Origin of the sequence: Parahalioglobus pacificus, assembly GCF_014652275.1 — a bacterium.
Taxonomy (GTDB): domain Bacteria; phylum Pseudomonadota; class Gammaproteobacteria; order Pseudomonadales; family Halieaceae; genus Parahalioglobus; species Parahalioglobus pacificus.
This window is the reverse complement of the sequence record NZ_BMYM01000003.1, coordinates 19,803-44,371: the sequence shown is the minus strand read 5'-3', so window position 1 is coordinate 44,371 and position 24,569 is coordinate 19,803. Positions and strand designations below refer to the sequence as shown.

The 24,569-nt window shown below is 55.8% G+C and carries 21 protein-coding genes; all 21 read left to right on the top strand.

Annotated features, from left to right (window positions below):
* Positions 1–172: 172 nt before the first annotated feature.
* The 21 genes from IE089_RS13615 (at position 173) to IE089_RS13515 (ending at position 24,560) form a co-directional block, all read left to right on the top strand.
* On the top strand, positions 173–463 hold the full coding sequence (locus tag IE089_RS13615) for a co-chaperone GroES (protein ID WP_189478395.1): 291 nt from the start codon (positions 173–175) through the stop codon (positions 461–463).
* A 40-nt stretch (positions 464–503) separates the two neighbouring features.
* On the top strand, positions 504–2,150 hold the full coding sequence (groL, locus tag IE089_RS13610) for a chaperonin GroEL (protein WP_189478394.1): 1,647 nt from the start codon (positions 504–506) through the stop codon (positions 2,148–2,150).
* A 270-nt stretch (positions 2,151–2,420) separates the two neighbouring features.
* Entirely contained in the window at positions 2,421–3,050 is a 630-nt protein-coding gene (locus IE089_RS13605) for a urate hydroxylase PuuD (RefSeq protein WP_189478393.1), read from the top strand.
* 105 nt (positions 3,051–3,155) lie between these two features.
* On the top strand, positions 3,156–3,932 hold the full coding sequence (locus IE089_RS13600) for a hypothetical protein (protein WP_189478392.1): 777 nt from the start codon (positions 3,156–3,158) through the stop codon (positions 3,930–3,932).
* A 74-nt stretch (positions 3,933–4,006) separates the two neighbouring features.
* Entirely contained in the window at positions 4,007–5,530 is a 1,524-nt protein-coding gene (locus IE089_RS13595; protein ID WP_189478391.1) for a fumarate hydratase, read from the top strand.
* Positions 5,531–5,546: 16 nt separating this feature from the next.
* Positions 5,547–6,995: an exodeoxyribonuclease I gene (gene sbcB / locus IE089_RS13590; RefSeq protein WP_189478390.1), complete on the top strand. Its 1,449-nt coding sequence runs from the start codon at positions 5,547–5,549 to the stop codon at positions 6,993–6,995.
* 128 nt (positions 6,996–7,123) lie between these two features.
* Positions 7,124–8,137, top strand: coding sequence for an aspartate carbamoyltransferase (locus IE089_RS13585; RefSeq protein ID WP_189478389.1), 1,014 nt, complete (start codon positions 7,124–7,126; stop codon positions 8,135–8,137).
* Positions 8,137–8,781: an NUDIX domain-containing protein gene (locus IE089_RS13580; protein WP_189478388.1), complete on the top strand. Its 645-nt coding sequence runs from the start codon at positions 8,137–8,139 to the stop codon at positions 8,779–8,781. Before IE089_RS13585 ends, IE089_RS13580 begins: the two co-directional genes overlap by 1 nt.
* Positions 8,778–10,373, top strand: coding sequence for a murein biosynthesis integral membrane protein MurJ (gene murJ / locus IE089_RS13575; protein WP_189478387.1), 1,596 nt, complete (start codon positions 8,778–8,780; stop codon positions 10,371–10,373). Before IE089_RS13580 ends, murJ begins: the two co-directional genes overlap by 4 nt.
* Before the next feature lie 88 nt (positions 10,374–10,461).
* Positions 10,462–11,400 (top strand): bifunctional riboflavin kinase/FAD synthetase, encoded by a 939-nt coding sequence (gene ribF / locus IE089_RS13570; RefSeq protein WP_189478386.1) that lies wholly within the window; start codon positions 10,462–10,464, stop codon positions 11,398–11,400.
* A gap of 9 nt (positions 11,401–11,409) precedes the next feature.
* Entirely contained in the window at positions 11,410–14,214 is a 2,805-nt protein-coding gene (ileS, locus tag IE089_RS13565) for an isoleucine--tRNA ligase (protein WP_189478385.1), read from the top strand.
* Complete coding sequence (lspA, locus tag IE089_RS13560; RefSeq protein WP_229802776.1) at positions 14,192–14,719, top strand: signal peptidase II; 528 nt, start codon at positions 14,192–14,194, stop codon at positions 14,717–14,719. Before ileS ends, lspA begins: the two co-directional genes overlap by 23 nt.
* Positions 14,716–15,165 carry an FKBP-type peptidyl-prolyl cis-trans isomerase gene (locus IE089_RS13555; RefSeq protein ID WP_189478383.1) on the top strand — a complete coding sequence of 150 codons (450 nt, stop codon included), beginning with the start codon at positions 14,716–14,718 and terminating at the stop codon, positions 15,163–15,165. The genes lspA and IE089_RS13555 overlap by 4 nt, the downstream gene beginning before the upstream one ends.
* Positions 15,165–16,112: a 4-hydroxy-3-methylbut-2-enyl diphosphate reductase gene (gene ispH / locus IE089_RS13550; protein WP_189478382.1), complete on the top strand. Its 948-nt coding sequence runs from the start codon at positions 15,165–15,167 to the stop codon at positions 16,110–16,112. Before IE089_RS13555 ends, ispH begins: the two co-directional genes overlap by 1 nt.
* 143 nt (positions 16,113–16,255) lie before the next feature.
* On the top strand, positions 16,256–16,873 hold the full coding sequence (locus tag IE089_RS13545; protein WP_189478605.1) for a GspH/FimT family pseudopilin: 618 nt from the start codon (positions 16,256–16,258) through the stop codon (positions 16,871–16,873).
* Positions 16,874–16,894: 21 nt separating this feature from the next.
* Positions 16,895–17,446, top strand: coding sequence for a type IV pilus modification protein PilV (gene pilV, locus IE089_RS13540; RefSeq protein ID WP_189478381.1), 552 nt, complete (start codon positions 16,895–16,897; stop codon positions 17,444–17,446).
* Positions 17,443–18,507 carry a PilW family protein gene (locus IE089_RS13535; protein ID WP_189478604.1) on the top strand — a complete coding sequence of 355 codons (1,065 nt, stop codon included), beginning with the start codon at positions 17,443–17,445 and terminating at the stop codon, positions 18,505–18,507. Before pilV ends, IE089_RS13535 begins: the two co-directional genes overlap by 4 nt.
* Positions 18,508–18,518: 11 nt before the next feature.
* Positions 18,519–19,019, top strand: coding sequence for a PilX N-terminal domain-containing pilus assembly protein (locus tag IE089_RS13530; RefSeq protein WP_189478380.1), 501 nt, complete (start codon positions 18,519–18,521; stop codon positions 19,017–19,019).
* 18 nt (positions 19,020–19,037) lie between these two features.
* Complete coding sequence (locus tag IE089_RS13525) at positions 19,038–23,801, top strand: PilC/PilY family type IV pilus protein (RefSeq protein ID WP_189478379.1); 4,764 nt, start codon at positions 19,038–19,040, stop codon at positions 23,799–23,801.
* Entirely contained in the window at positions 23,802–24,113 is a 312-nt protein-coding gene (locus IE089_RS13520) for a hypothetical protein (RefSeq protein ID WP_189478378.1), read from the top strand.
* Between the two features lie 12 nt (positions 24,114–24,125).
* The gene (locus IE089_RS13515; protein WP_189478377.1) at positions 24,126–24,560 is read left to right on the top strand and encodes a type IV pilin protein; all 435 of its coding nucleotides are present in this window, start codon (positions 24,126–24,128) and stop codon (positions 24,558–24,560) included.
* Positions 24,561–24,569: the final 9 nt, after the last annotated feature.

The window sequence follows — 24,569 nt, the reverse complement described above, 5'->3', positions numbered from 1 at the left end:
TGCGCGGGAGCACTTCTGTTCTCGCTTGACTCCCGGTTGCGCCTGACTAGAATTAGCACTCCTTCGAGGAGAGTGCTAATCAGGGCTTGAAATCCCTGACAGCGCCCCAAGTTACCTAAACAGTTCCCCAAGGTGGGGGCAGATCACAACATTTGATTGGAGAGTAACACCCATGAAAATCCGTCCGCTGTACGACCGCGTTGTCGTTCGCCGCAAGGAAGAGGAAGAAACCACAGCCGGAGGCATCCTGCTGCCCGGTTCCGCCAAAGAGAAGCCCAATCAGGGTGAAGTGATTGCTGTTGGTGAGGGCAAGTCCCTGGACAACGGCGAAGTGCGCCCCCTGGCTGTCAAAGTTGGCGACACAGTTGTGTTTGGCCAGTACGCAGGTAGCAACACCATCGATGTTGACGGCGAAGAGCTGATCATCATGGGCGAAAGCGAAATTTTTGCGGTTGTTGAATAAGCAACCTCGCAAACACAATAGAGAGTTAAGGATTTAGAACATGGCAGCTAAAGACGTATTTTTTGGTGATGACGCGCGTTCACGCATGCTGAGCGGCGTGAACATTCTGGCAGACGCCGTCAAAGCCACCCTCGGTCCCAAGGGCCGTAACGTAATTCTGGACAAGTCCTTCGGTGCTCCCACCGTCACTAAGGACGGTGTATCGGTAGCCAAGGAAATCGAACTGGAAGACAAGTTCGAAAACATGGGCGCCCAAATGGTTAAGGAAGTTGCTTCGCAGGCATCTGATGCCGCGGGCGACGGTACTACCACAGCCACTGTACTGGCTCAGTCCATCCTCAACGAAGGCCTCAAGTCTGTTGCGGCGGGCATGAACCCCATGGACCTTAAGCGCGGTATCGACAAGGCCGTTGCTGCTGCAGTTGCCAAGGTGCAGGAAGCGTCTATTCCCTGTGAAGACACCAAGGCGATTGCTCAGGTTGGTACTATCTCTGCCAACGCAGACAGCGCCGTTGGCGACATCATTGCCGAGGCGATGGAGAAAGTCGGCAAGGAAGGCGTTATCACTGTTGAAGAAGGTTCCGGTCTGGAAAACGAGCTGGACGTTGTAGAAGGTATGCAGTTCGATCGCGGTTACCTGTCTCCTTACTTCATCAACAATCAGGACAGCATGAGCGTCGATGTCGATGCGCCTTTCGTCCTGTTGGTTGACAAGAAGATCTCCAACATCCGTGAACTGCTGCCCTTGCTGGAGCAGGTTGCCAAGGCGTCCAAGCCGCTGGTGATCATTGCAGAAGACGTTGAAGGTGAAGCCCTGGCAACCCTGGTTGTGAACAACATGCGCGGCATCGTTAAAGTGGCGGCCTGTAAGGCACCTGGCTTCGGCGATCGCCGTAAAGCCATGCTGCAGGATATCGCTATCCTGACTGGCGGCACCGTGATCTCTGAAGAAGTTGGCCTGGATCTGGAATCTGCGACTCTGGATCACCTGGGTACCGCAAAGCGCGTCACCATGGACAAAGACAACAGCACCATCATCGACGGTGCCGGTGAAGCTGCGGCCATTCAGGCGCGTGTTGGCGAGATCCGTACTCAGATCGAGAACACTTCATCCGACTACGATCGTGAGAAGCTGCAAGAGCGCGTAGCCAAGCTGGCTGGCGGTGTTGCAGTGATCAAGGTGGGTGCTGCCACCGAGATCGAAATGAAAGAGAAGAAAGCCCGCGTTGAAGACGCGCTGCACGCGACGCGCGCTGCCGTTGAAGAGGGTGTGGTTGCCGGTGGTGGTGTAGCGCTGGTGCGCGCAGTAGCGTCTATCGCTGACCTGACTGGTGACAACGAAGACCAGAACCACGGCATTGCGGCTGCGCTGCGTGCAATGGAAGGTCCTCTGCGTCAGATCGTCGGCAACGCCGGTGACGAAGCGTCTGTTGTTCTGGACAAGGTGCGTCAGGGCGAAGGTAATTTCGGCTACAACGCAGCCGCTGGCGAGTACGGCGACATGATCGAGATGGGCATCCTGGATCCCGCCAAGGTCACTCGCACCGCGCTGCAGGCAGCTGGCTCCGTGGCTGGTCTGATGATCACTACTGAAGTGATGGTTGCTGACAAGCCTGCTGATGCGGCTGCAGGTGCACCTGCGATGCCCGACATGGGCGGAATGGGTGGCATGGGCGGCATGATGTAAGCCCGGCTACTTATTAGCCGCGAAAGCCCCGCCCCGTGCGGGGTTTTTTTTGCCCCCACGCTTACTCGGAATGCGATGATTGTCGCGAGATTGGTCTGCCGCAGAGTGCCCTGCGTAAGCATGCTTAACACGGCCTAAACAGCGTGGGCTGGACGCTGGTGGTGCCTGAGACTAAAATCGGAGACGAAAGAAGATCTGAAACGCTGGGATTGCGCTTGGTAATCCTTTGGCTCATTCAGGCAACTCGCATCAATTATTAAGGGAAACATCATGGAACAGGCTCTTGGATTCGCTTTCCGCTGGGCGCACGTAATCTTCGGTATTACGTGGATCGGTATGCTGTATTACTTCAACTTCGTTCAAACTGAGTACTTTAAAGAGGCAGAGGCGGAAGGCCTGAAAGATGCCAAGGCCAAGCTGGCGCCGCGTGCGTTGTGGTGGTTCCGTTGGGGCGCGATGTTTACGTTCATTACCGGCCTCTACCTGCTGCACTATCTGAAGGCTTACGCCAACTTCACCGCCTTTGGCTGGATCTGGATGGGCGCCCTGGCGGGTACCTTCATGTTCCTGAACGTTTGGCTGATCATCTGGCCCAACCAGCAGATCGTTCTTGGCTTGAACGGCAAGTCTGGCGACGGGCCCGCCGCTGCGGCGAAGGCAGGTCTGGCTTCACGTACCAATACACTGTTCTCCGGCCCAATGCTGCTGGGTATGTTCGGCACTGGCCACTCTGGTATCGCGCCCAGCGCCACAGCGGTTGGCATCGTGATGGCAATTATTGTGCTGCTGGAACTTAATGCCCTGTTCGGCAAAATGGGTCCCATGGCATCGGTTAAAGGCGTTATTCACTGTAGCATTGCGCTGGTTGCCGCTTTCTGGGCGATTTTCGCTTTCGTATAAGCGCGACCTCGCCGATAAAAGCCGGGCTAAGCCCGGCTTTTTTGTGTCTCGCGTTCTTGCCCCGCGGTATACTTTGCGAAATTTCCACGCCCGCTCCCGAAGATCATGGTCAGAGACGACGACATCGAACCCATTCCCGCTATTGTGCCCAAACGTGACGGCGAGTCGCAGCAATACGCGACCGCCAGAGGGAAGGGTAATAAGGGCAAGGTGACACGGCGGGGAACCGGTCGACGCTCCGGTGACGGCGGCTCCGGGGGTGGCAGCCTGTTGGGCAGGCTGGTGCTCACCGTTGCGCTTGTTGTTGCCGCGGTTGGTTGCGCCTGGGCGTACCAGTTACAACAGCAGCTACAAACGTCGAATGCCGAGCTGACTGCGGCGACCCAGCGGATCTCCGATCTCGAAGACCTGCTGTCTGATACAGACGAAACAGTTAACCAGTCCGCGACGGCCATGCGCGCCCAGCTGAAGCTGTTGGATACCGAGGTGCGCAAGCTATGGGATGCACGCAAGGTAAGCAATCGTAAGATTGCCGGCCTTGAAAACGACAGCAAAAAACAGGGCGCTCAAGTCGCCTCCCTGGTCAGCTCGGATTCTTCCAATTCCGCTGCAGTGAAAACACTGAATAGCGAGATCGCCAAACTCAAGGGCGTAGCGGGTGATCTTGAGCGACTTGCCAGTAATGGGCAGCGTAATCAGGCAGAGGTTGAACGCGTGGCCGACGCGCTCAATCGGTTTGAGCTGGATAACGCCAAGCTCTCCAAGCGTGTAGAAGCCTCGGAGGAGTTTATGGCCTCTGTGAATGCCTCTCGTCGGCAGGTGAACACCAAGATATCCCAGCTTGAGGCTAGCGTAAGAGCGCTGCAAAACCCCGCGCCCTAGTCCCCAACGCCGTACTGCCCCCGGGCCATGTATACTGTGGCCCGCACTTTTAACGCCATTTCAGGAATCCAGCGATGACCGTAATCCGCCAGGACGACTTTATCGACAGCGTGGCCGATGCCCTGCAGTTCATTTCCTACTATCACCCGGTGGACTTTGTGCAGGCCGTGCACAAAGCCTGGGAGATGGAGCAGAACCCAGCGGCCAAAGATGCCATGGCGCAAATCCTGATCAACTCTCGCATGTGTGCCGAAGGCCACAGGCCTATCTGTCAGGACACCGGCATTGTCACGGTATTCCTGAAGATCGGCATGAGTGTGCAATGGGATGCGAAGATGTCAGTGGCCGATATGGTGAATGAAGGCGTACGGCGCGCTTACACACATCCGGATAACGTGCTGCGTGCCTCCATTCTGGCTGACCCAGCGGGTGCGCGGAAAAACACCAAGGACAATACGCCGGCGGTCATTCACATGGAGGTTGTCGAGGGCGACACCGTTGACGTGCAAGTCGCAGCAAAGGGCGGAGGCTCCGAGAACAAGTCAAAGATGGTGATGCTTAATCCTTCTGACAGCATTGTTGATTGGGTTGTGAAAACGGTACCCACCATGGGTGCGGGTTGGTGCCCGCCGGGCATGCTGGGCATTGGTATCGGCGGTACCGCTGAGAAGGCCGCCGTCATGGCCAAGGAATCCTTAATGGACCCCGTGGATATCCACGAACTGCGTGAGCGCGGGCCCGCCAGTCGCGTCGAGGAATTGCGATTGGAAATTATGGACGCCGTGAATCGGCTGGGCATCGGTGCGCAGGGGTTGGGAGGTCTTACCACGGTGCTGGACGTCAAGATCCGTGATTACCCGACGCACGCTGCCTCTTTGCCCGTGGCGATGATTCCCAACTGTGCCGCCACGCGCCATGCGCACTTTGTGCTGGACGGCAACGGACCCGCGCTGCAAACGCCCCCCGATATCAATGACTGGCCTGACATTACCTGGGAAGTGGGTGATGGCGTGCGCAGGATTAACCTGGATACGGTAACACCTGAAGAGGCATCCCAGTGGCAGCCTGGCGATACCCTGTTGCTGTCAGGAAAGATGCTGACCGGCCGTGATGCCGCGCACAAGAAGATGAAGGAACTGATTGAAAGCGGCGAGGGGTTGCCCGCGGAAGTCGATCTGAAGGGACGCTTCATCTACTACGTGGGTCCCGTGGATCCTGTGCGCGATGAGGTGGTGGGCCCCGCTGGCCCGACAACGTCCACTCGCATGGATAAGTTCACCGACTTCATTCTTGAGCAAACAGGGCTTTTGGGCATGATCGGCAAGGCCGAGCGCGGTCCCGCCGGTGTAGAAGCCATCAAGAAGCATGGCGCTGTTTACCTGATGGCTGTGGGTGGTGCGGCTTACCTGGTGTCCAAGGCGATAACGTCTGCCAAGGTTGTGGCCTTCCCTGAACTGGGAATGGAGGCCATCTACGAGTTCGAGGTGAAAGACATGCCGGTGAGCGTTGCCGTTGACGCGCGTGGTACATCGGTCCACCAGACAGGACCGCAGATCTGGCGTGAGAAGATCGAAGAGCAGGCGATAGAACTGATCTAGCGCGAGCTCGCAGACATTGGCCGAAACTACCTACTACTGGCACGACTACGAAACCTTTGGTGCCGTGCCCTCCCGCGACCGCCCTGTGCAATTTGCGGGGTTACGCACAGACGCTGATCTGAACCCCATTGGCGAGCCGCTGGTGGTTTACAGCCGTCCCACGCCCGATTATCTGCCGCGCCCCGGCGCCTGCCTGGTGACCGGAATTACGCCCCAGCACGCATTAGAGCAGGGCGTCAGCGAGAGTGAGTTCATTACACGCATTCATCAGGAGCTTTCGGCGCCAGGTACCTGTGGCGTCGGCTACAACTCTATTCGCTTTGATGATGAGGTGACGCGGTTCACCCTGTATCGCAATTTTTTTGATCCTTACGTGCGCGAGTACCAGAACGGCAATTCGCGCTGGGACATCATTGATATGGTGCGTGCGGCCTATGCCCTTAGACCAGAGGGCGTGGTGTGGCCGAGCAGGGAGGACGGGCTACCCAGTTTTCGTCTGGAGGATCTCACTGCGGCAAATGGCATCGGCCATGAAGCCGCGCATGATGCGCTGTCTGACGTTCACGCCACAATAGCGGTGGCGGGCTTGATTCGGCGTGCGCAGCCGCGGCTGTTTGAGTACTTGCGCAGTAACCGATCCAAGGCGTTTGCGCAGTCGATGCTGGATATTGCTGCCATGCGCCCCGTACTGCATATTTCCGGCATGTTCGGTGCGGCGCGCGCAAACGCAGGACTGATCGTGCCGCTGGCGATGCACCCGCAGGAGAAGAACAAGGTGCTGTGCTACGACCTGATGGTTGATCCGGACCCGCTGCTCACTGAATCACCCGAGACCCTACTGGACCGGCTGTTTACCCGTGGCGAGGACTTGCCCGAAGGCATTGAGCGGCCGGGCTTCAAGACCGTACACTTGAATCGCTGCCCTGTGTTGTTACCGGCAAAAATGGCGGATGCTGCAATTGCTGAGCGGCTGGGTATCGATGGTGATACATGTCGGCGACACCTGGCCGTGTTGCGGGAAATGCGCGCGGGCGACAACAACGCCTTTCAGCAGATAATGCGCAAGATTGTTCAGGGGCGTGATTTTCCTGCGCGCTCGAACGTGGATGAGGCGTTATACCAGGGGTTTTTGGACGACAGGGACAAGTCGGTGATGCAGCAGGTTCGAGAGGCTTCGGCGGATGAATTGGCCTCAGCCAGCTTTTCGTTCAGGGACAAGCGGCTGCCTGAGCTGCTCTTTCGTTACCGCGCGCGTAACTTTCCGGAATCCTTGAGCGGCCAAGAACAAGCCCAGTGGCAGGAGCACTGCTTCCAGGTGCTGACCGACCCGGATGCCGGAGACGGGTATACGCTGGAGAGCTTCCACCAGGAAATTGAGGTGGCGCTTGCCGATGTCTCGCTACCTGCGAAAGACCGTGAGGTGTTGGAGGCGCTGCAGGCCTATGGGGACGGCCTGTTAATGTAGCGATGGACCGCCGTCTTCGCGACAGGCGCCCTCCATTAAGTCCACCATTAAATAGTACCTCTATCCCGACGTGATTCCGGGTCGCCCGCCGCCGTATAATGCGCGCATCACTGACAAGGAGCTTTCCCTTGGAATTTGCCGGCAGCCACATTCTCTCTGTTGATCAGTTTGAGCGCCCTGATGTAGAGCGCATTTTTGAAGTTGCCGACCGGATGGAACCCTACGCGCATCGGCGCCGGATTACGCGGGTTTTGGAAGGCGCCATTCTGGGGTCCATGTTTTTCGAGCCCAGTACCCGCACCCGCGTGAGTTTTGGCAGTGCCTTTAATCTGCTAGGGGGCGAAGTGCGGGAGACCACCGGGTTTGAGCAATCCGCCATCGCCAAGGGCGAATCCCTGTACGACACTGCGCGTGTACTCAGTGGTTACTCCGACGTGATTGCCATGCGCCATCCCACGCCAGGATCCGTAGCGGAGTTCGCCGGGGCTAGCCGTGTACCCGTTATCAACGGCGGCGATGGGAGCAATGAGCACCCCAGCCAGGCGCTTCTGGACCTCTACACCATACGCAGTGAGTTGGCGACGCGCGGGCGCAGTATTGAACAATTGCGAATTGCGATGGTGGGCGATCTGCGTTTTGGCCGTACCGTGCATTCGCTGAGCAAACTGTTAGCGCTGTTCCCCGGGGTTCAAGTGGTGCTGATTTCGCCGCGGGAGTTACGCATGCCCGAGGGTATTGTTGAACACCTCAGGGCCTCTGGCCATTCAGTGCTGGAGTCGGAGGAACTGGAATCCAGCATCGCCCATGTGGATATTGTCTACAGCACCCGAATACAGGAAGAGCGTTTCCAGTCGCAGGAAGAGGCCGACCTTTACCGGGGCCGGTTCCGTTTAAACCAGAGCATCTACACGGCCAACTGCGAACCGAACACTGTGATCATGCATCCTTTGCCCCGCGACTCCAGGGACAATGCGCGTGAACTGGATGATGACCTCAACGACAACCCGAATCTCGCCATTTTCCGTCAGGCCGACAATGGCGTTCTGGTCCGCATGGCACTGTTCACGCTGGTACTGGATGTTGTTGATCAGGTAGATCGCGAAGCGCGCGACGTTAACTGGTACACCGCGCGGCGTTTTTGATGCCTGTTACGCTGCAATACGGCATTCGGGATGTAGAGATCCTGGCCCGCGAGACCGTGTTCCAGGGCCATTTTGCAGTGGCGAAACTCACTCTCAGACATCGCCGTTTCGGGGGTGACTGGAGCCGCGAAATGACGCGTGAGGTGTTCGAACGCGGCGATGCCGTCGGCGTATTGCCCTACGATCCCGTGACCGATAGCGTGATTTTGATCGAGCAGTTCCGCCCTGGCGCCTACCGAACCGAGGGCCCGGGTGCGGGTGATAGCCCCTGGATGCTGGAGTTGATTGCTGGCGTTGTTGAAACCGGTGAAAGCGACCTTGAGGTGGCGCATCGTGAAGCTGGCGAAGAGGCCGGTTGTACACTGGATCAAATGGAGCCCATCGCCACGTTTTTTCCCAGCGCGGGTGCCTGCTCTGAACAAGTAAGACTGTTCTGTGGACGCACGGTAACGGCAGGCGTAGGTGCAGTACACGGTCTGGCAACCGAGAACGAGGATATCCTGGTCCACCAGGTGAGCCGGGAAGATGCCATGGCGCTGGTTGCTGCTGATCGCATACCGAATGCGCATACATTGATATCACTGCAGTGGCTTTGCTTGCACGGCGATGACCTGCGTCGCCGCTGGCTGGATTCCCTGGTATGACGGACACTTCGAAGCCCGAAGCGGATCAACCCTCAGGGCTGTTAAAGTCCAGCGCTGTTGTGGGAAGCGCCACCATGCTCTCCCGGGTGCTGGGACTTCTGCGGGATATCGTGCTGGCCAGCTTCGTTGGCGCCAGCGCGAATGCCGATGCTTTTTTTGTGGCCTTCAAAATTCCGAACTTCTTGCGGCGGCTGTTTGCCGAGGGTGCTTTTTCCCAGGCATTTGTGCCGGTGCTCGCTGATTACAAAGAGCAGGGGAGCGTAGCTGCCGTGCGCGCGCTCATCGATCGGGTTGCCGGTGTATTGGGGACTACACTGGTGTTGCTCACGGGGCTTGCGATTGTGGCATCGCCCTGGGTAGCGGCGCTTTTTGCTCCCGGCTTTGTCAGTCAGCCCGAGAAATATCAGCTGACGGCCGACCTGATTAAGGTGACCTTCCCCTACCTACTGCTGATTTCGATGACCGGCCTGTGCGGCGCTATTCTGAATAGCTATGGTCGTTTCGCAGTGCCCGCGCTGACTCCGATCTTTCTTAATCTGTCGTTGATCGGTGCGGCGTTGTTCGCTGCGCCCTACTTTAATGAGCCTGTATTCGCACTGGCTTGGGGTGTGTTTGCGGCTGGCGTGATTCAGCTGTTGTTTCAGCTCCCGTCCCTGTATCGGCTCGAACTGGTGCCGCGGCCCATCTGGGATACCCGCCATGAAGGGGTAATGCGGATACTAAAATTGATGGTGCCCGCGCTGTTTGGCGTATCAGTAAGCCAACTCAACCTGCTGCTGGATACGGTGCTGGCGTCCTTCCTGCCCACCGGCAGCGTATCCTGGCTGTACTATTCCGATCGCCTCACCGAACTGCCCCTGGGCGTGTTTGGCATCGCCATTGCGACCGTGATCCTGCCCAGCCTGTCTGCCCAGAACTCGGCGGATAATGCGCGACAATTCTCACTCACCATCGATTGGGCCGTGCGCATGATCTTGCTGATCGCTCTGCCTGCTGCGATCGCGCTGATTGTGCTGGCTGAACCCATACTGATTACCCTGTTCCAGTACGGTGCCCTGACTCCCGCAGATGTCAGTATGTCGGCGCTCAGTCTGCGGGCCTACAGCCTTGGCTTGCTCGCCTTCATGCTGATCAAGGTGTTGGCGCCGGGCTATTACGCGCGCAAGGACATGGTCACGCCAGTCAGGATCGGAATCACGGCAATGGTATCTAACATGGTGCTCAACGTGATCTTCGTATTGCCTCTGATGACCCTGTACGGCATTGGCCATGTGGGTCTGGCACTGGCGACCAGTGTCGCGGCCTTCATCAATGCGGGATTGTTGGCGCGAGGGCTGTTACGCGGCGGGGTCTTTGCGTTTCAGCCGGGCGCCGGGCGCTTCTTGTTACAGGTGTCTCTGGCGACGGTGGTGATGGCGGCTGTGATCACATGGCTGTTGCCGGCGTCTACTGTCTGGTTGGACTGGCTGTGGTACCAGCGCGCGTTCTGGCTGGGTGGCCTTTGTGGGCTGGGCGTCTGCCTGTACGCTGCCATGCTGCTGGTGCTGGGGCTTCGTCCCTCACAATTGCGCGGCCCGCGCGCGCTGGCCTGAGCTGGGCTTTCACGCGCAGTGGGCATAGGCTCACAACAGCGAATTCGATATACTTGCGTGTCGATTCCCTAGGACTTCCCTGATTCCCATGGAGCTGATACGCGGCCTTCACAATCTGCGGCCCAGACACCGCGGTTGCGTGGCGACCGTGGGCGCCTTCGACGGCGTACATCTTGGGCACCGTGCGGTGATAGGGCACCTGTTGGAGAAGTCTCGAGAGCTTGGACTGCCCTCTGCCGTGATGGTCTTTGAGCCATTGCCCAGGGAGTATTTGTCGCCCATTAAGGCGCCAGCCCGATTAATGAGCTTCCGGGAAAAGTTTGTGGCGCTGCGTGAACTCGGAGTGGACCTGCTATTGCGTGTGCGCTTTAACGAGCGGGTAAGAACCATGAGTGCCGGGGCGTTTGTCGAAGACATTTTCGTGCAAGGCCTGGGCGTGCGCTACGTGGTGCTGGGCGATGATTTCCGTTTCGGTAACGACCGAGAGGGCGATCTGGCGTTTATGCAGGCCGAAGGCCAGGCGCATGGTTTTGAAGCGGCGCCCACGCCTACATTTGCCCTCGCCGAGCAGCGTGTGAGCAGCACGCGTATTCGGGAGGTGTTGGCGGCGGGTGAATTCTCATTGGCGGAAACGCTACTGGGTAGGCCCTATAGCATCAGCGGGCGGGTCGGGTATGGGCGTCAACTCGGCCGTACACTGGATGCACCGACGGCTAATGTGGAATTGAATCGGCTGCGGGCGCCCATTAACGGGGTGTTCGCTGTGACGGTTAACGGCGGTGGCCTTGTGAACGCGCCGGCCGTGGCCAACGTGGGTACCCGCCCAACGGTAAATGACAGCATACGCGCCAACCTCGAGGTGCATGTGTTGGAGGGCTCTCCGAACTTATACGGTGAGCGCATTGAAGTAACTTTCTGCCATAAAATGCGTGATGAAGTGAAATACGACTCGCTGGACGCATTGAAGGCAGGGATAGCACAGGACATTAGGAACACAGCGCAGTGGTTTGCACGGCGCGGCCATTGATTAACGACTATGAGTGATTACAAAGACACGCTGAACTTGCCGCAAACCGGCTTTCCTATGAAGGCCAGCCTGGCTCAGCGAGAGCCCGAGCGATTGAAGCACTGGCAGCAGATGGACCTGTATGCGCAGATTCGTCGCGCGAATGCGGGTAAGCCAACGTTTGTGCTGCACGACGGCCCTCCCTATGCCAACGGTGACCTGCATGTGGGTCATGCGGTTAACAAGATCCTCAAAGACATCATCGTAAAGTCCAAGTCACTGTCGGGGTTTGATGCGCCATACGTTCCGGGTTGGGATTGCCATGGGCTGCCGATTGAATTGAACGTCGAAAAAAAGGTCGGCAAACCCGGGCACAAGATTTCCGCTAGTGAGTTCAGACAGAAATGCCGGGACTACGCCGCGCGCCAGGTGGATGGTCAGCGCGACGTGTTCAAGCGCATGGGTGTGTTGGGAGATTGGGATCAGCCCTACCTGACAATGGATTTTGGATTTGAGGCCAATATCATCCGTACCCTTGGCCGCATTGTGGAAAACGGCCATCTTCACAAGGGCTTCAAACCGGTGCACTGGTGCACGGACTGTGGCTCAGCGCTGGCCGAGGCCGAGGTGGAGTACAAGGACAAGCAATCGCCGGCCATTGATGTCGCCTATACCTGCAAGGATTCGGCTGCCGTTCTCACCGCCTGTGAGTCCAGCTATGAAGGCCCGGTGGCAGTGGCCATCTGGACCACCACGCCCTGGACCCTGCCCGCTAGCATGGCGGTCAGTGTGCACCCGGATCTGGATTATGTCTTATTGGCTGCTGGAGACAGGGCCATCCTGGTCGCAGCAGAGTTGGCGCAGGACTGCGCTGCCCGCTTCGACCTGCCCAATGTATCCATTGTGGGGCGCTGCAAGGGGCGCGATATCGAGCGTCAGATGCTGGAGCACCCCTTCCTGGATCGCGACATCCTTGTGGTCCTCGGTGAACACGTCACAACAGACGCCGGTACCGGCGCAGTGCACACAGCGCCTGCACACGGTCAGGACGACTTCGTGGTTGGCGAGCGCTACGGCATAGACGTGTATAACCCGGTGGGCAGTAACGGTGTTTACCTCGATGACACGCCGTTGTTCGCGGGTCAGCATGTCATGAAGGCCAATGCAGCGATTATCGAACTGTTGCAAGAGCGCGGTGCGCTATTACATCACGAAGCCTATACCCACTCTTACCCACACTGCTGGCGTCATAAGACACCGATTATTTTCCGGGCGACGCCCCAGTGGTTCGTGAGCATGCAGCAACACGGTTTGCTGCAAGCCGCTGCTGATGCGGTAGAGGCTGTGCAGTGGCTACCAGAGTGGGGCAGGGCACGCATTGACAGTATGCTCACCGACAGGCCGGACTGGTGTATTTCCCGGCAGCGAACCTGGGGCGTGCCGATTGCACTGTTTATCCACAAAGAAACGGCTGAATTGCACCCCCGCACCCCAGCACTGATCGAGGCAGTGGCTGAGCGCGTGGAAGAGAGCGGCATTGATGCGTGGTTTGACCTGGATCCGGCCGAACTGCTGGGCGATGAAGCCATTCAGTACGACAAGGTTACGGATACCCTGGATGTGTGGTTTGACTCGGGTGTAACACACGCTTGTGTACTGCGCCAGCGCGATGGTTTGCACGCACCCGCTGATCTCTATCTGGAAGGGTCTGACCAGCACCGCGGCTGGTTCCAGTCCTCATTGCTGACGGGTATTGGCGCGTATGCCGAGGCGCCCTATAAAACGGTGCTGACCCACGGTTTCACTGTGGATGGCGAAGGCCGCAAGATGTCCAAGTCGTTGGGCAATGTGATGCTCGCTGACAAGACCATGAAAGATAAGGGTGCAGATATTCTGCGTCTGTGGGTGGCATCCACCGATTACCGTGGCGAGCTGGCTGTGTCTGAAGAGATCTTCAAGCGCACTGCCGACGCCTATCGGCGCATTCGAAATACAGCGCGATTCCTGCTGTCGAACCTGAATGGCTTCGACCCTGCAAGTGATCAGGTGGCGGCACAGGACATGTTGTCACTTGATCAGTGGGCTGTGGATAGAACGGCAGCGCTGCAGGACGAACTGCGTGAGGCCTATGATGCATACCAGTTCCACCAGATTTACCACAAGATCCACAACTTCTGTGCCGGCGAGTTAGGCGGCTTCTACCTCGATATCATTAAAGATAGGCAGTACACCACGCAGGCAGACAGCCTGGCACGGCGTTCTGCGCAGACGGCGCTGTACCACATCACAGAAGCGCTGGTTCGTTGGATCGCCCCTATCCTGAGTTTCACCGCTGAAGAAATTTGGGAAAACATGCCTGGAACCAGGGAAGATTCTGTGTTCTTGGTGGATTGGTATTCAGACCTGGCACGCCTTGATCATACGCAGGCTATGGGGCGTGATTTCTGGCAGCAGCTACAGCAAGTCCGTGATGCGGTGAATAAGGAAATGGAAGTGAAGCGGGCCGCAGGTGAACTGCGCGGCTCACTGGATGCTGATGTCACGCTGTATTGTGAGGATGCGCTGCACGCCACCTTGGCGTCGCTGGGCGACGAGCTGCGATTTGTACTGATTAGCTCAGGGGCAACACTCGCACCGCTGGCAGATGCACCCGCCGGTTTAGCCGAGGCGGAACTCGAGGGTCTAAAAGTGGCGGTTAATGCCTCCACCAATGAGAAGTGCGAACGCTGCTGGCATCGCAGGGCCGATGTCGGCAATTTCGCGCAGCACCCCACACTGTGTGGTCGTTGTGTGACCAATGTGGAGGGAGAGGGTGAACGGCGACTCTACGCCTAACGGCTTGCGCGTCCTGCCCTGGTTCGGACTGGCAATACTTGTCATCGTTCTGGACCAATACAGCAAGCAGCTGGCAAGTAGCCTTCTGGATTACGCGCGCCCGGTAGAAGTGTTCAGCTGGTTTGATTTAACGCTGCAGCACAACAGTGGTGCCGCCTTCAGCTTTCTCGCCCAGGCGGGCGGTTGGCAGCGCTGGTTTTTCAGCGGCATCGCTGTCGTTATCAGTGTGGGGCTTTCAGTCTGGCTGGTGCGCCTACCGAGAGAGCAGCGCCTACTGGCTTTATCCCTCGCGCTGATTCTGGGTGGGGCTATTGGTAATCTCTGGGATCGCCTCGCACTGGGTTACGTGGTGGACTTCATTTCTGTCCACTATGCCGGTAGCTATTTCCCGGCCTTTAATATTGCAGACGCTGCGATTACAACAGGCGCTGCACTGATGTTGCTGGAAAGTTTCCTGACCCGCCCGGGCCGTGAGACCGACCCCAGCCTGGAGGATGATCAATGATAGATGTGCCCGTCAGCGAAGGCACCCGCGTGTTCCTCAATTTCTCTGTGAGTTTGGAAGACGGCTCTGAAGTTGATACCAATTTCGGTGGTGAGGCTGTCGATTTTGTAGTCGGTGATGGCAGCCTGCTCCCCGGGTTTGAGCGTGCCATGTTTGGGATGACCGCGGGGCAGCGCCAGGTGTTTACCATTGCCCCTGAGGATGCCTTCGGCCAGCCCAACGATAACAACGTGCAAGAGATTCCACGTTCGCAGTTCGATGACGACATCGATCTGCAGATAGGATTGGTGTTCTCTTTTGCGGATGCCAGCGGCGGCGAATTGCCCGGCATGATTGTCTCGTTTGATGATGAAACGGTGTCTATCGACTTCAACCATCCCCTGGCGGGTCGGACCATATTGTTTGATGTTCAGGTACACCGCGTGGAAGCGGCGGAGCTGCACTGATGGAGATTCAACTGGCGAACCCAAGAGGGTTCTGCGCCGGTGTTGACCGCGCCATTGATATTGTTAATCGCGCGTTGGACGTGTTTGGCGCGCCCATTTATGTGCGCCATGAAGTTGTGCACAACAAGTTTGTGGTGGACGACCTTCGCGAGCGCGGCGCCGTGTTTGTGGATGAACTCGAAGAAGTGCCCGATGACTGCATCGTGATCTTCAGTGCTCACGGTGTGTCTCAGGCTGTTCGCACTGAGGCTAGCAACCGTGGGCTGAAAGTGTTCGATGCGACCTGCCCGCTGGTTACCAAGGTGCACATTGAGGTAGCGCGTTACAGCGGTGAAGGGCGTGAGTGTGTGCTGATCGGTCATGCCGGTCATCCCGAGGTAGAGGGCACCATGGGTCAATACGATCATTCTCTCGGTGGCGAGATTTACCTCGTGGAGGATGAGGCACAGGCGGCATCGCTCACGGTAAGGGATCCCTCGAGGCTTTCGTATGTCACTCAAACGACCTTATCCATGGACGATACAGCCCGTGTCATCGACGCGCTGCGTGAGCGGTTCCCGGGGATTACCGGGCCGCGCAAAGACGACATCTGCTACGCCACGCAGAATCGCCAAGACGCGGTCAAACAGCTCGCAGCATCTTGCGACCTGATGCTGGTAGTGGGCTCGCCCAATAGCTCAAACTCCAATCGTTTGCGGGAGCTGGCCGAGCGCATGGGCGCTCAGGCCCACTTACTGGATGGCGCTGACGACATCGACCCAGCCTGGCTTTCCGGAAAATCACGCATTGGCGTGACAGCGGGTGCATCTGCACCTGAAGTCTTGGTGCAGGGCGTAATCGATGGACTGCGCGCGCTGGGCTGTGATAGTCCGATAGAGGTGGCAGGGCGGCACGAGAATGTAACCTTTTCGCTGCCGAAGGAACTGCGCCTCAAGGATGTGAGCTGACCAAAACTGTGATTTTGGTCAAATTCCCGCAACTTTCTAACCACTTGTCGCCCCGATTGACCGTTTATCCTAAGTGCACCTGTAGTGCGCCGCTGGGGCTGCCTATACTCCGATAACACTAATAAGCCGGTATCGGGGAATTCATGCTGCTCCGTCTTCAAACAAGACTGTCTTCCCAGCGGGGCGTGACCCTGCTGGAGCTGATGATTGTATTGGTGATCGTTGCCGTGCTCGCCGCCATTGCGGGCCCGTCGTTTCAGGACACCATCAAACGCAATCGCAAGCTGTATACATTGGAAGATACGCTGGCGCTGCTGAGCTATGCCCGTACTGAAGCGGTAACGAGCAGCCTTGCCGTCACCGTCTGCCCCAGTGCTGATCAGGTGAGCTGTGCTGGCGGTACCGATTGGTCTGTGGGTGTCATGGCTTTTATCGATAATGGTGCCGATCCCGGAGGCGGTGGTGTAGCCAATGACCAGATATTGAACGGCCAGGAACTGCCCCTGCGAATCATCAGTAACGTGCGTAACGGTGTAGAGGTAATCGGTCCCAACTTTTTCGCCTTTGATGGCGATGGCGGTTTGCCAGCTGCCACAACGATCCAGATTTGCGACGATGATGGCCCCACGGCAGCCTCTGCAGTGGTATTGAATGTGTCTGGACAACTGCGCACCGGCATCGATTCCAATAACGACGACATTGTTGATGGTCACTGTGCGCCCGCCACGAGCGTCACCTGTGCTGCCTATGTGTGTCCGTAGAACTGCGGAGTTCTTAGAACCATGCCCAAATCCTTAAAAGCCAGCTCTTCAATAGCCAAATCACCACGTAAGCAACAATCGGGCTTTACCCTGATTGAAGTCATGATCGCTGTGCTGATTCTTCTAGTTGGCCTGCTGGGTGTAGCAGGTATTCAGCTAATCAGTTTTCATAACAACCAGGGCGCTTACCTTCGCTCGCAGGCTACCTTTATCGCCTCAGATTTCCTCGACCGGATTCGCTCGAATCCGGCTGGCCAACAAGCGAATGCTTACGACAGTGTCACCGTAAATTCAGGATCGGCTGTGACGACGCCTGCATGTCTGTCGTCGACCTCTGGGTGTTCGGGCGCTGATCTTGCCGATAGCGACATTGCCGATCTGGCCGGGCACTTCGCATTGAACCCACCGACCTTACCCAATGGTAGTGCCACCGTGCAGCGCGTTAATACCGGTGGCTTCGACGAATATATCGTTACCGTGTTCTGGTCAGAGAAAGACTGGTCGGGGAACGGCTCTCAGGACGCGCGTGCTACGGCAACCCGTCAGGTACAGTTGAGGACAATCGTCAGATGATGCTGCAACGAATGAGCGGTATACGTAATCAGCGCGGACTGTCTCTGCTTGAGCTAATGGTGGCATTGGCGCTGGGCGCCTTTCTGATGCTGGGCCTGGTGAACATGTTCATTGCATCGCGCGCGTCAGCGCAGGTTGAAACGGCATTGGCGAGGCTGCAGGAAAATGGCCGCTTTGCTGTCGATCTGGTGTCACAGGATATTCTGCGTTCAAGCTATACCGGCTGTAACAGCGTGCGCGGCACCGTCACGGTCCTTGCAAACAACGCGGCGTTTGAAGGGCTGCGCGGCTATGAGCGTAAGAGTGCTTGGGCACCAGACCCCAATGCGCCAGCCATCTCAACGCTGCTCAATACTGCGCGCGAAGGTAGCGATGTCGTCAATCTCCAGGCAGGCGTGTCACTCGGTCGTGACTTACTAACGGCAGATGTCGATTCGACAGACACCTCATTCGCGGTCAGCGACAACCCCAACGGGGTGATTCAGCAGAATGACCTGGTGATCTTGTCGGGGTGTCTTACCGCGCACTTGCTCCGGGTGACGAATACGCCCGCAACGTCAGGCGCGACGGCGGTTGCATACACGACAGCGGGTAACAGTAGCAGCAGCGTAGAGCCCGGATACCGCTATACGGCAAATACTGAGGTGATGACCTTCGAGAATGTGGTCTGGTACATCGGCGATACCGGACGCGATCGCAATGGTTACGACGTGTGGGCGCTATATCGCCTTGATCTTGGCAACGGCAGCAACGACGAGATGATTGAGGGCGTCGAGTATATGCAGGTGCTTTACGGCGAGAGAACAAGCATAGGCGCTTCCGGAACGACCCGGTTTGTTAACGCGGAGAGCGTGAGTGATTGGGAAGACATCGTGTCGGTGCGGGTTTCGATGCTACTCCAGAGTTACGAATCTATTCGTTCCGAAGACGACACCACCGACTACGTGATGCTCGATGAACTGGTTGGTCCGAGTGGCACCTATTCGCACAGTGGTGGCCGTGCCCTGAGAAAAACGTTCAGCACCACGCTGGCGCTGCGCAATACGCCGTACGATCTGTAATGGAGCCTGTGATGAGAAACCCCAAGAAAGAATCAGGCGTCGTGCTGCTGGTTTCGTTATTACTGTTATTGCTGATTACCATCGTGGGGTTTTCCATGATGGATACCAGTAATCTGGAGGTAAAAATGGCCAGCACCAAAGAGCTGAAGGCCATTTCTTTCCAGACTGCCGAATCGATTCTTGATGAATCGTTGACAGAACCTGGTGCTATCGACCTGTTAGGGCGTTCGTTGAACGCTTTCTTCGCAGACCCGAATGACCCTACCTGGCCCACGGAAGACAATTACGCTTACACCGGCTACGACTTTGGAGAAAGGGATGTGGACGCGCGCGGCGATAGCGAAACCCGCTTTTTGGGGACCGCTTCAACCATCGGCTACTCTATCCGCAAGGGTTCATCGGGCATTGAAACCTATTACTACGAGGTGGAGGCTAACGGATTGACTGTCAATCCGAATATCAGCAGCAATCATTTTCAGGGAGTTTTCGTTGAAGCTCCCCGCGTAAACTAGCGTACTGGAGGTATGCAGATGAACGTCCCGACAATTGCCAAGCGTGCCAAGACAGTCAGTCTCACTCTGCTCGCTACCCTGTGGACCTTGGCGCCTGTATGGGCCGACGATACGGAGATTTTTTTCTCAGATACTAGTGGGTCTGGTGCAATTTTTCCCAATGTTTTGTTTATTGTCGATACATCGGGTTCCATGGGTGAATCAGTTGAAGGAACAGATAATGACCGACTAGAGGAGGTTCAAAAAGGTTTCAGGGAGCTGTTAATGGAGCTAAGCGAGGTAAACGTAGGCTTGATGCGTTTCTCAAATCCTGGCGGCCCTGTATTGTTCCCGGTGTCAAATATTGACAGTAGCATCAATGCGCTTGAAGACGTCGAGCTTGCTGTGAGAATACAAAGCGATGGTGACGACGTGCAGGAGCTTGAAGCTAGCGGCAATGTAATATCTGATCAGCAGTCGCTATACCTCACCAGCTTTCCAGGAGAACTCAGCCGGATAAGCAAACGCATTAATTCGCGACAGGATAATCCGATCAGCAACCGTGATGCGAATCAGCAAGTCGGTGGAAGTTTAGTTATCGATAACTCCGACGGATTAGTGCTTAACGGTAAAAGCGCAGGCAGCCCGCAGCTGATGGGACTAAGATTCAACAACGTGGAGCTACCGGACAACGCTGTGGTAACAAACGCGCGAGTACAATTCCGTGTACAGGGCGTAAATGTTGATCAGCCGGTGGCCGTGCAAATATCAGCTGCTACCACTAACACTTCGGCTTTCAACCAGAACAACGATATTGAGGAACGGCTCCGAACCACCGAGACTCGGAGCTGGATACAAGAAAGCGGCCTAGCCTCTGGCGAGTCGATATTTACGAGTAACTTTGCCAACGTAGTTAACGAGGTCATATCGAGGCCAGAATGGGATGAAGACAACGATAATCTAGTAGTGATCTTCGACCCGTCCCAAGATTCGGTTTCCGATACATCTGGAGACCTTAGGCTTCGCTCTTATGAATCACGTGATGAAGAAAGGGAAAGGCCTAGACTCGTAATAGATTGGTACCAGGGGCCAGATGTAATCGAGCCGGGTGAATCTGCAACTGCACTCAAGTTCAATGGTCTAGATATTCCGCGAGGTGTGGATATTACTGAGGCTTACATTGAGTTCACATCGGATACCGAGCAAACGGGCACATTCGAGTTCAATATCACTGCCGAGGACGACGGCACTCCCGCACCGTTATCAGATACAAATCGAGACATTAGCAGTAGGAGTATGCTGACCACGCCCATTACATGGCAAGGTGACGAAACCCTGTCTGTTGGAGACACATATCGTACTGACGACATATCTGCACTCGTTGAAGCAGTCGCTGGCCGCAGTGATTGGTGCGGAGGTAACGATATGGTCTTTCAGGTGAGTGGTGGCAATGGTGCACGTACCGCGTACTCTCACGACAGCGAGCCAAGCCAGTCGCCACGATTAGTGGTGAAATACGATTTCGGTACTATTCCTAACGGGACTTCTTGTTACCGGGCTACTGTGAGTAGGCGTATCATCGCAAGCACTGACGATATTGAGGATGACGGTAGTGTACTGCGCACTGGCGACATACTTGACTTCAGAAATAATAATAAAGTGGGGCTTCGTTTTACGGACGTGCCTATCCCACGTGGCGCAGAAATCTACGACGCTCGGATCGAGCTGACGCAACGGAGTGGTAACGACACCGGAGCAACTTCGTTAACGGTCGCTGCACAAGCCTCTGATGACGCAGAAACGTTCAGTAGCTCCGAGGACTCCATAGATGCAAGGACTTACGGTGCCTCGATTACCTTTGATGAAACCAGGGACTGGGACGTTTCCAGCAACTATAAAATCCCTGACCCCGCTGGCTCTGCGACTGGTGGTTTAGTTACACAAGTGCAAGGTGTCGTCGATCGAGCAGGTTGGAGCTCTGGAAACGCGATGGCATTCAAAGTGACTACTTCTGGCAATGATAGAAGGGCGTATACATTCGATAGTAGTCCCGGACAGGCGGCTCGACTGATTGTTGAGTTTCAATCAAATGGAGCCGGTGCGAATACCCGCAAAGTACGGGATGAGCTGGTGTCAATTGTCGATCGCCTAGACCATGCCGGATGGACACCTGTGCAAGATACCATGGTGGAAGCTATCAGCTACTACCGGGGTGGCAATGTTCTTTGGGGCTCCCGGCGAGGCGGCGGGAACGGTGAGTCAGGACCACATGCCTACACCAGGGTTTCGGCGCCTGGAGCTATGGTGCCCGGAACATTTAGTATTGTTAACCCAGAGGGATGTTCTGCAGACAATCAAGGCGCAGCTGCTTGTGCGGGGCAAACTATTCAGGGTCTTGGCTCTGGTGGTTCAGCTTTCTATGAAAGCCCAATAACGGACTCATGCCAACGAATTAACCACGTCATTCTATTAACCGACGGCTTTGCAAACAGAGATCACTCCGAATCTTTGATTAAAAGCTTCATTGGGGAGTCTTCTTGCGAGGATCAAGGTGAAGGTGGTGGCGGAGTTTGCGTCCAAGATCTTGCTGCATTCGTGAGTGATCCTAACTCAGCCGATGTATCGCCTCTGCCTGGCAAGCAACGTATTATCACCCATACTGTTGGCTTTAATTTCGATAGTGATTGGCTGCGGGGGGTTGCAGACGCCGGAGGCGGTACTTTTGTAACAGCGAATAACGCTCAACAGTTGAAAGATGCCATAAAAGATATCCTCAACAAGGCTTTGTTGGTAGACAACACGTTTGTGGCGCCAGTGGCGGCAGTTAACCAGTTCAACCGACTTAACAATCTCAACGACATATACTTTGCGGTTTTCAAACCGGAGGAAATACCCGAGTGGCCCGGGAATTTAAAGAAGTACCGGCTTGGCGAGAACAACTTGGTCTTGGACTCAGCTAACAAACCTGCAGTGGATCCTGATACCGGATTTTTCAGGGATGGCTCGAAAGATCTTTGGAACATCACCAACTCGGCAGATGGCAAGGAAGTGGTTAAAGGGGGCGCTGGTTCGCGAATACCTGCCTACACCGCACGCAACGCCTACACGTATCACAGTAACTCTACGACTACCAAACTCTCCGATAGCACCAATGCTTTATCAGTTGATCGAATCGCGCCAGATGGCTTGACTAAGGACATGTTCGACGCAGCGGCGCTGACTGATAGCGAATTTGAAGCGCTTATTGAATGGATTCGCGGCAGGGATGGACAGAACGCCGCTAGCAGGTACTCTTTCAACGACCCATTGCACTCTCGACCCGTCGCGATTACCTACGATGCAGATGATCCGAATGACCCCTCCAGTCAAGATGTGGAGATATTTCTCGGCACTAATGGAGGCGGCTTGCACGCTTTTAATGCCAGTGATGGATCAGAAACATTCGTATGGTTTCCGGAGGCCACCTTAAGCATTCAAGATGATCTTAGAAGTAGCAAAGGACCTTCGCACCCGTATGGAATCGACGGAAGCATTGTCCCTTGGGTGTCAAACAACGGCAGCCCGTCGATTAGCGCGAGTGAAGGCGATTTCGTTCGCTTGTTCTTCGGGATGCGTCGAGGGGGCAGTAATTACTATTCGCTTGATGTGACAGACAGGAGTGATCCAGAGTTTAGCTGGATAATTGAGGGCGGCGCGGGTGATTTCTCAGAGATGGGACAGAGCTGGGCAACGCCAGTGAGAGGTAGAATAAAGCTTCTTAACCAGCCAGTCAGGGATGTGCTTTTCATCGCAGGCGGATATGACCCCGCAAATGATCAGGAAACGGTTAGAACGCCAGATAGCTCAGGTCGGGCCATTTACATTGTTGATGCAGAAACGGGTGAAAAAATCTGGTCAGGCGGTCCCACCGATAGCTTCGACGGTACCTTCCCTGATATGCAATATTCCATCCCATCTGGATTAACAGTTGCCGACGTGGATTCCGATGGACTCGACGATATTATTTTCGTCGGTGACACTGGAGGCCAAGTATGGAGGTTCGATGTACTAAAGAATCAGGCGGTTGAAACTTTAATCAAAGGCGGCGTGGTTGCTGATCTCGGTGTCGCCATAGGCGACAATACAGAAGTTAGAAATCGTCGATTCTTCCATGCTCCTGATGTAGCTCTAACTGAGCGGGACGAAATATTGGAACTCGCTGTTACGATTGGATCTGGTTATCGGCCATCACCGCTCAGTGAAGTTACGCAAGACGCGTTTTTCATGTTACGCCAGCGGTCCGTGTTTGGTCCCCCCGTTACTTATGAAAAGCTTAACGTCGACAATTTATACGACGCGACTGACAATCGAGTGGGTGATGGCATTGACGCTCTGGGTAATCCAGTATCGAAGGTGGCGGCTCGATCAAATTTGGAGGCGAAAGAAGGCTGGTATATCGATCTTCATGACGCTTCTGAGCCTGGAGAGAAAGTACTTTCTACCCCGCTCACGCTGGACAACACGGTAACGTTCGTGACTTATACACCCAGTGACGGGCTCGTAGACTGCCAAGTCGTAGCAGGCGTGTCGCGAGTGTATGCGGTAAACTTGGATGACGCGACCCCAGCGGTTAACTTCTTGGGGACAGATCCTCTCGACGAGGACTCTCGTGCTTTTCAGCTGCAAACCCCAAGCATCATTGATGAGCCCGTCGTAATTTGCACTGGCGAGGGGTGTGATGTTTTCACTGGGGCAGAGCAGCCGCCTCTTGATGCACTATTGAATGATCGCATAACGCGTACTTACTGGCGCAAGGAGAAGTAAGTGAAAAAGATCCGCGCGATGAGTTGGCCGTCGCAAGCCATTTTACTGCCACTTGTGTTCATGCTGCTTGTGCTACCAGATGTTGGCATGAGTGATCCCGAACGTATTTCCCTTCAGGACATACGTGGTGTTGCAATGGATGCAGCAAAGGAGCTCGCACCTGGTGTGTCTTTCCAGTCAGCCGAATCAAGTTATTGGGATGACGAGCCCGTTTACGTATTGCACGGTGCTCGTTTCAACGAAGTATGGCGTATTTGCGTGACACATATGGGTGTTATCAAAGAGGTCAGCGTGGAGGACCGTGACGAGTGACAGGTGTTTCAGATGCGTGAAAAACAACGTGGGTTCACCCTCATCGAGCTGATGATTGTGGTGGTTATCGTGGCAGTGTTACTCGCAGTCGCCTTACCGAGCTACCAGAACTACGTGCTGCGCACCAACCGTACCGCCGCGCAGGCGGATATGCTGGCAGCGGCGCAAGCCATGGAGAAGCTCTACACGGTCAACTTCAGCTATGAAGCTGCAGTGGCTGGCACCACGTTTCCTAATGAGGGGCCAATCGATGCTACCGTGAAACGTTACGATTACAGCTTTCCCAACGATCCCAATGCAACGAGCTATTTGATGCGGGCGACACCCAAGGGTCCCCAGACCGGTGACGGCATCATGGAAATCAATCATCTTGGCCAGCGCTGGTGGGACAAAAACAACGACGGAGATGTGACTGACACCGACGAGAACAACTGGGACCGCCGTTAACTTAACAGG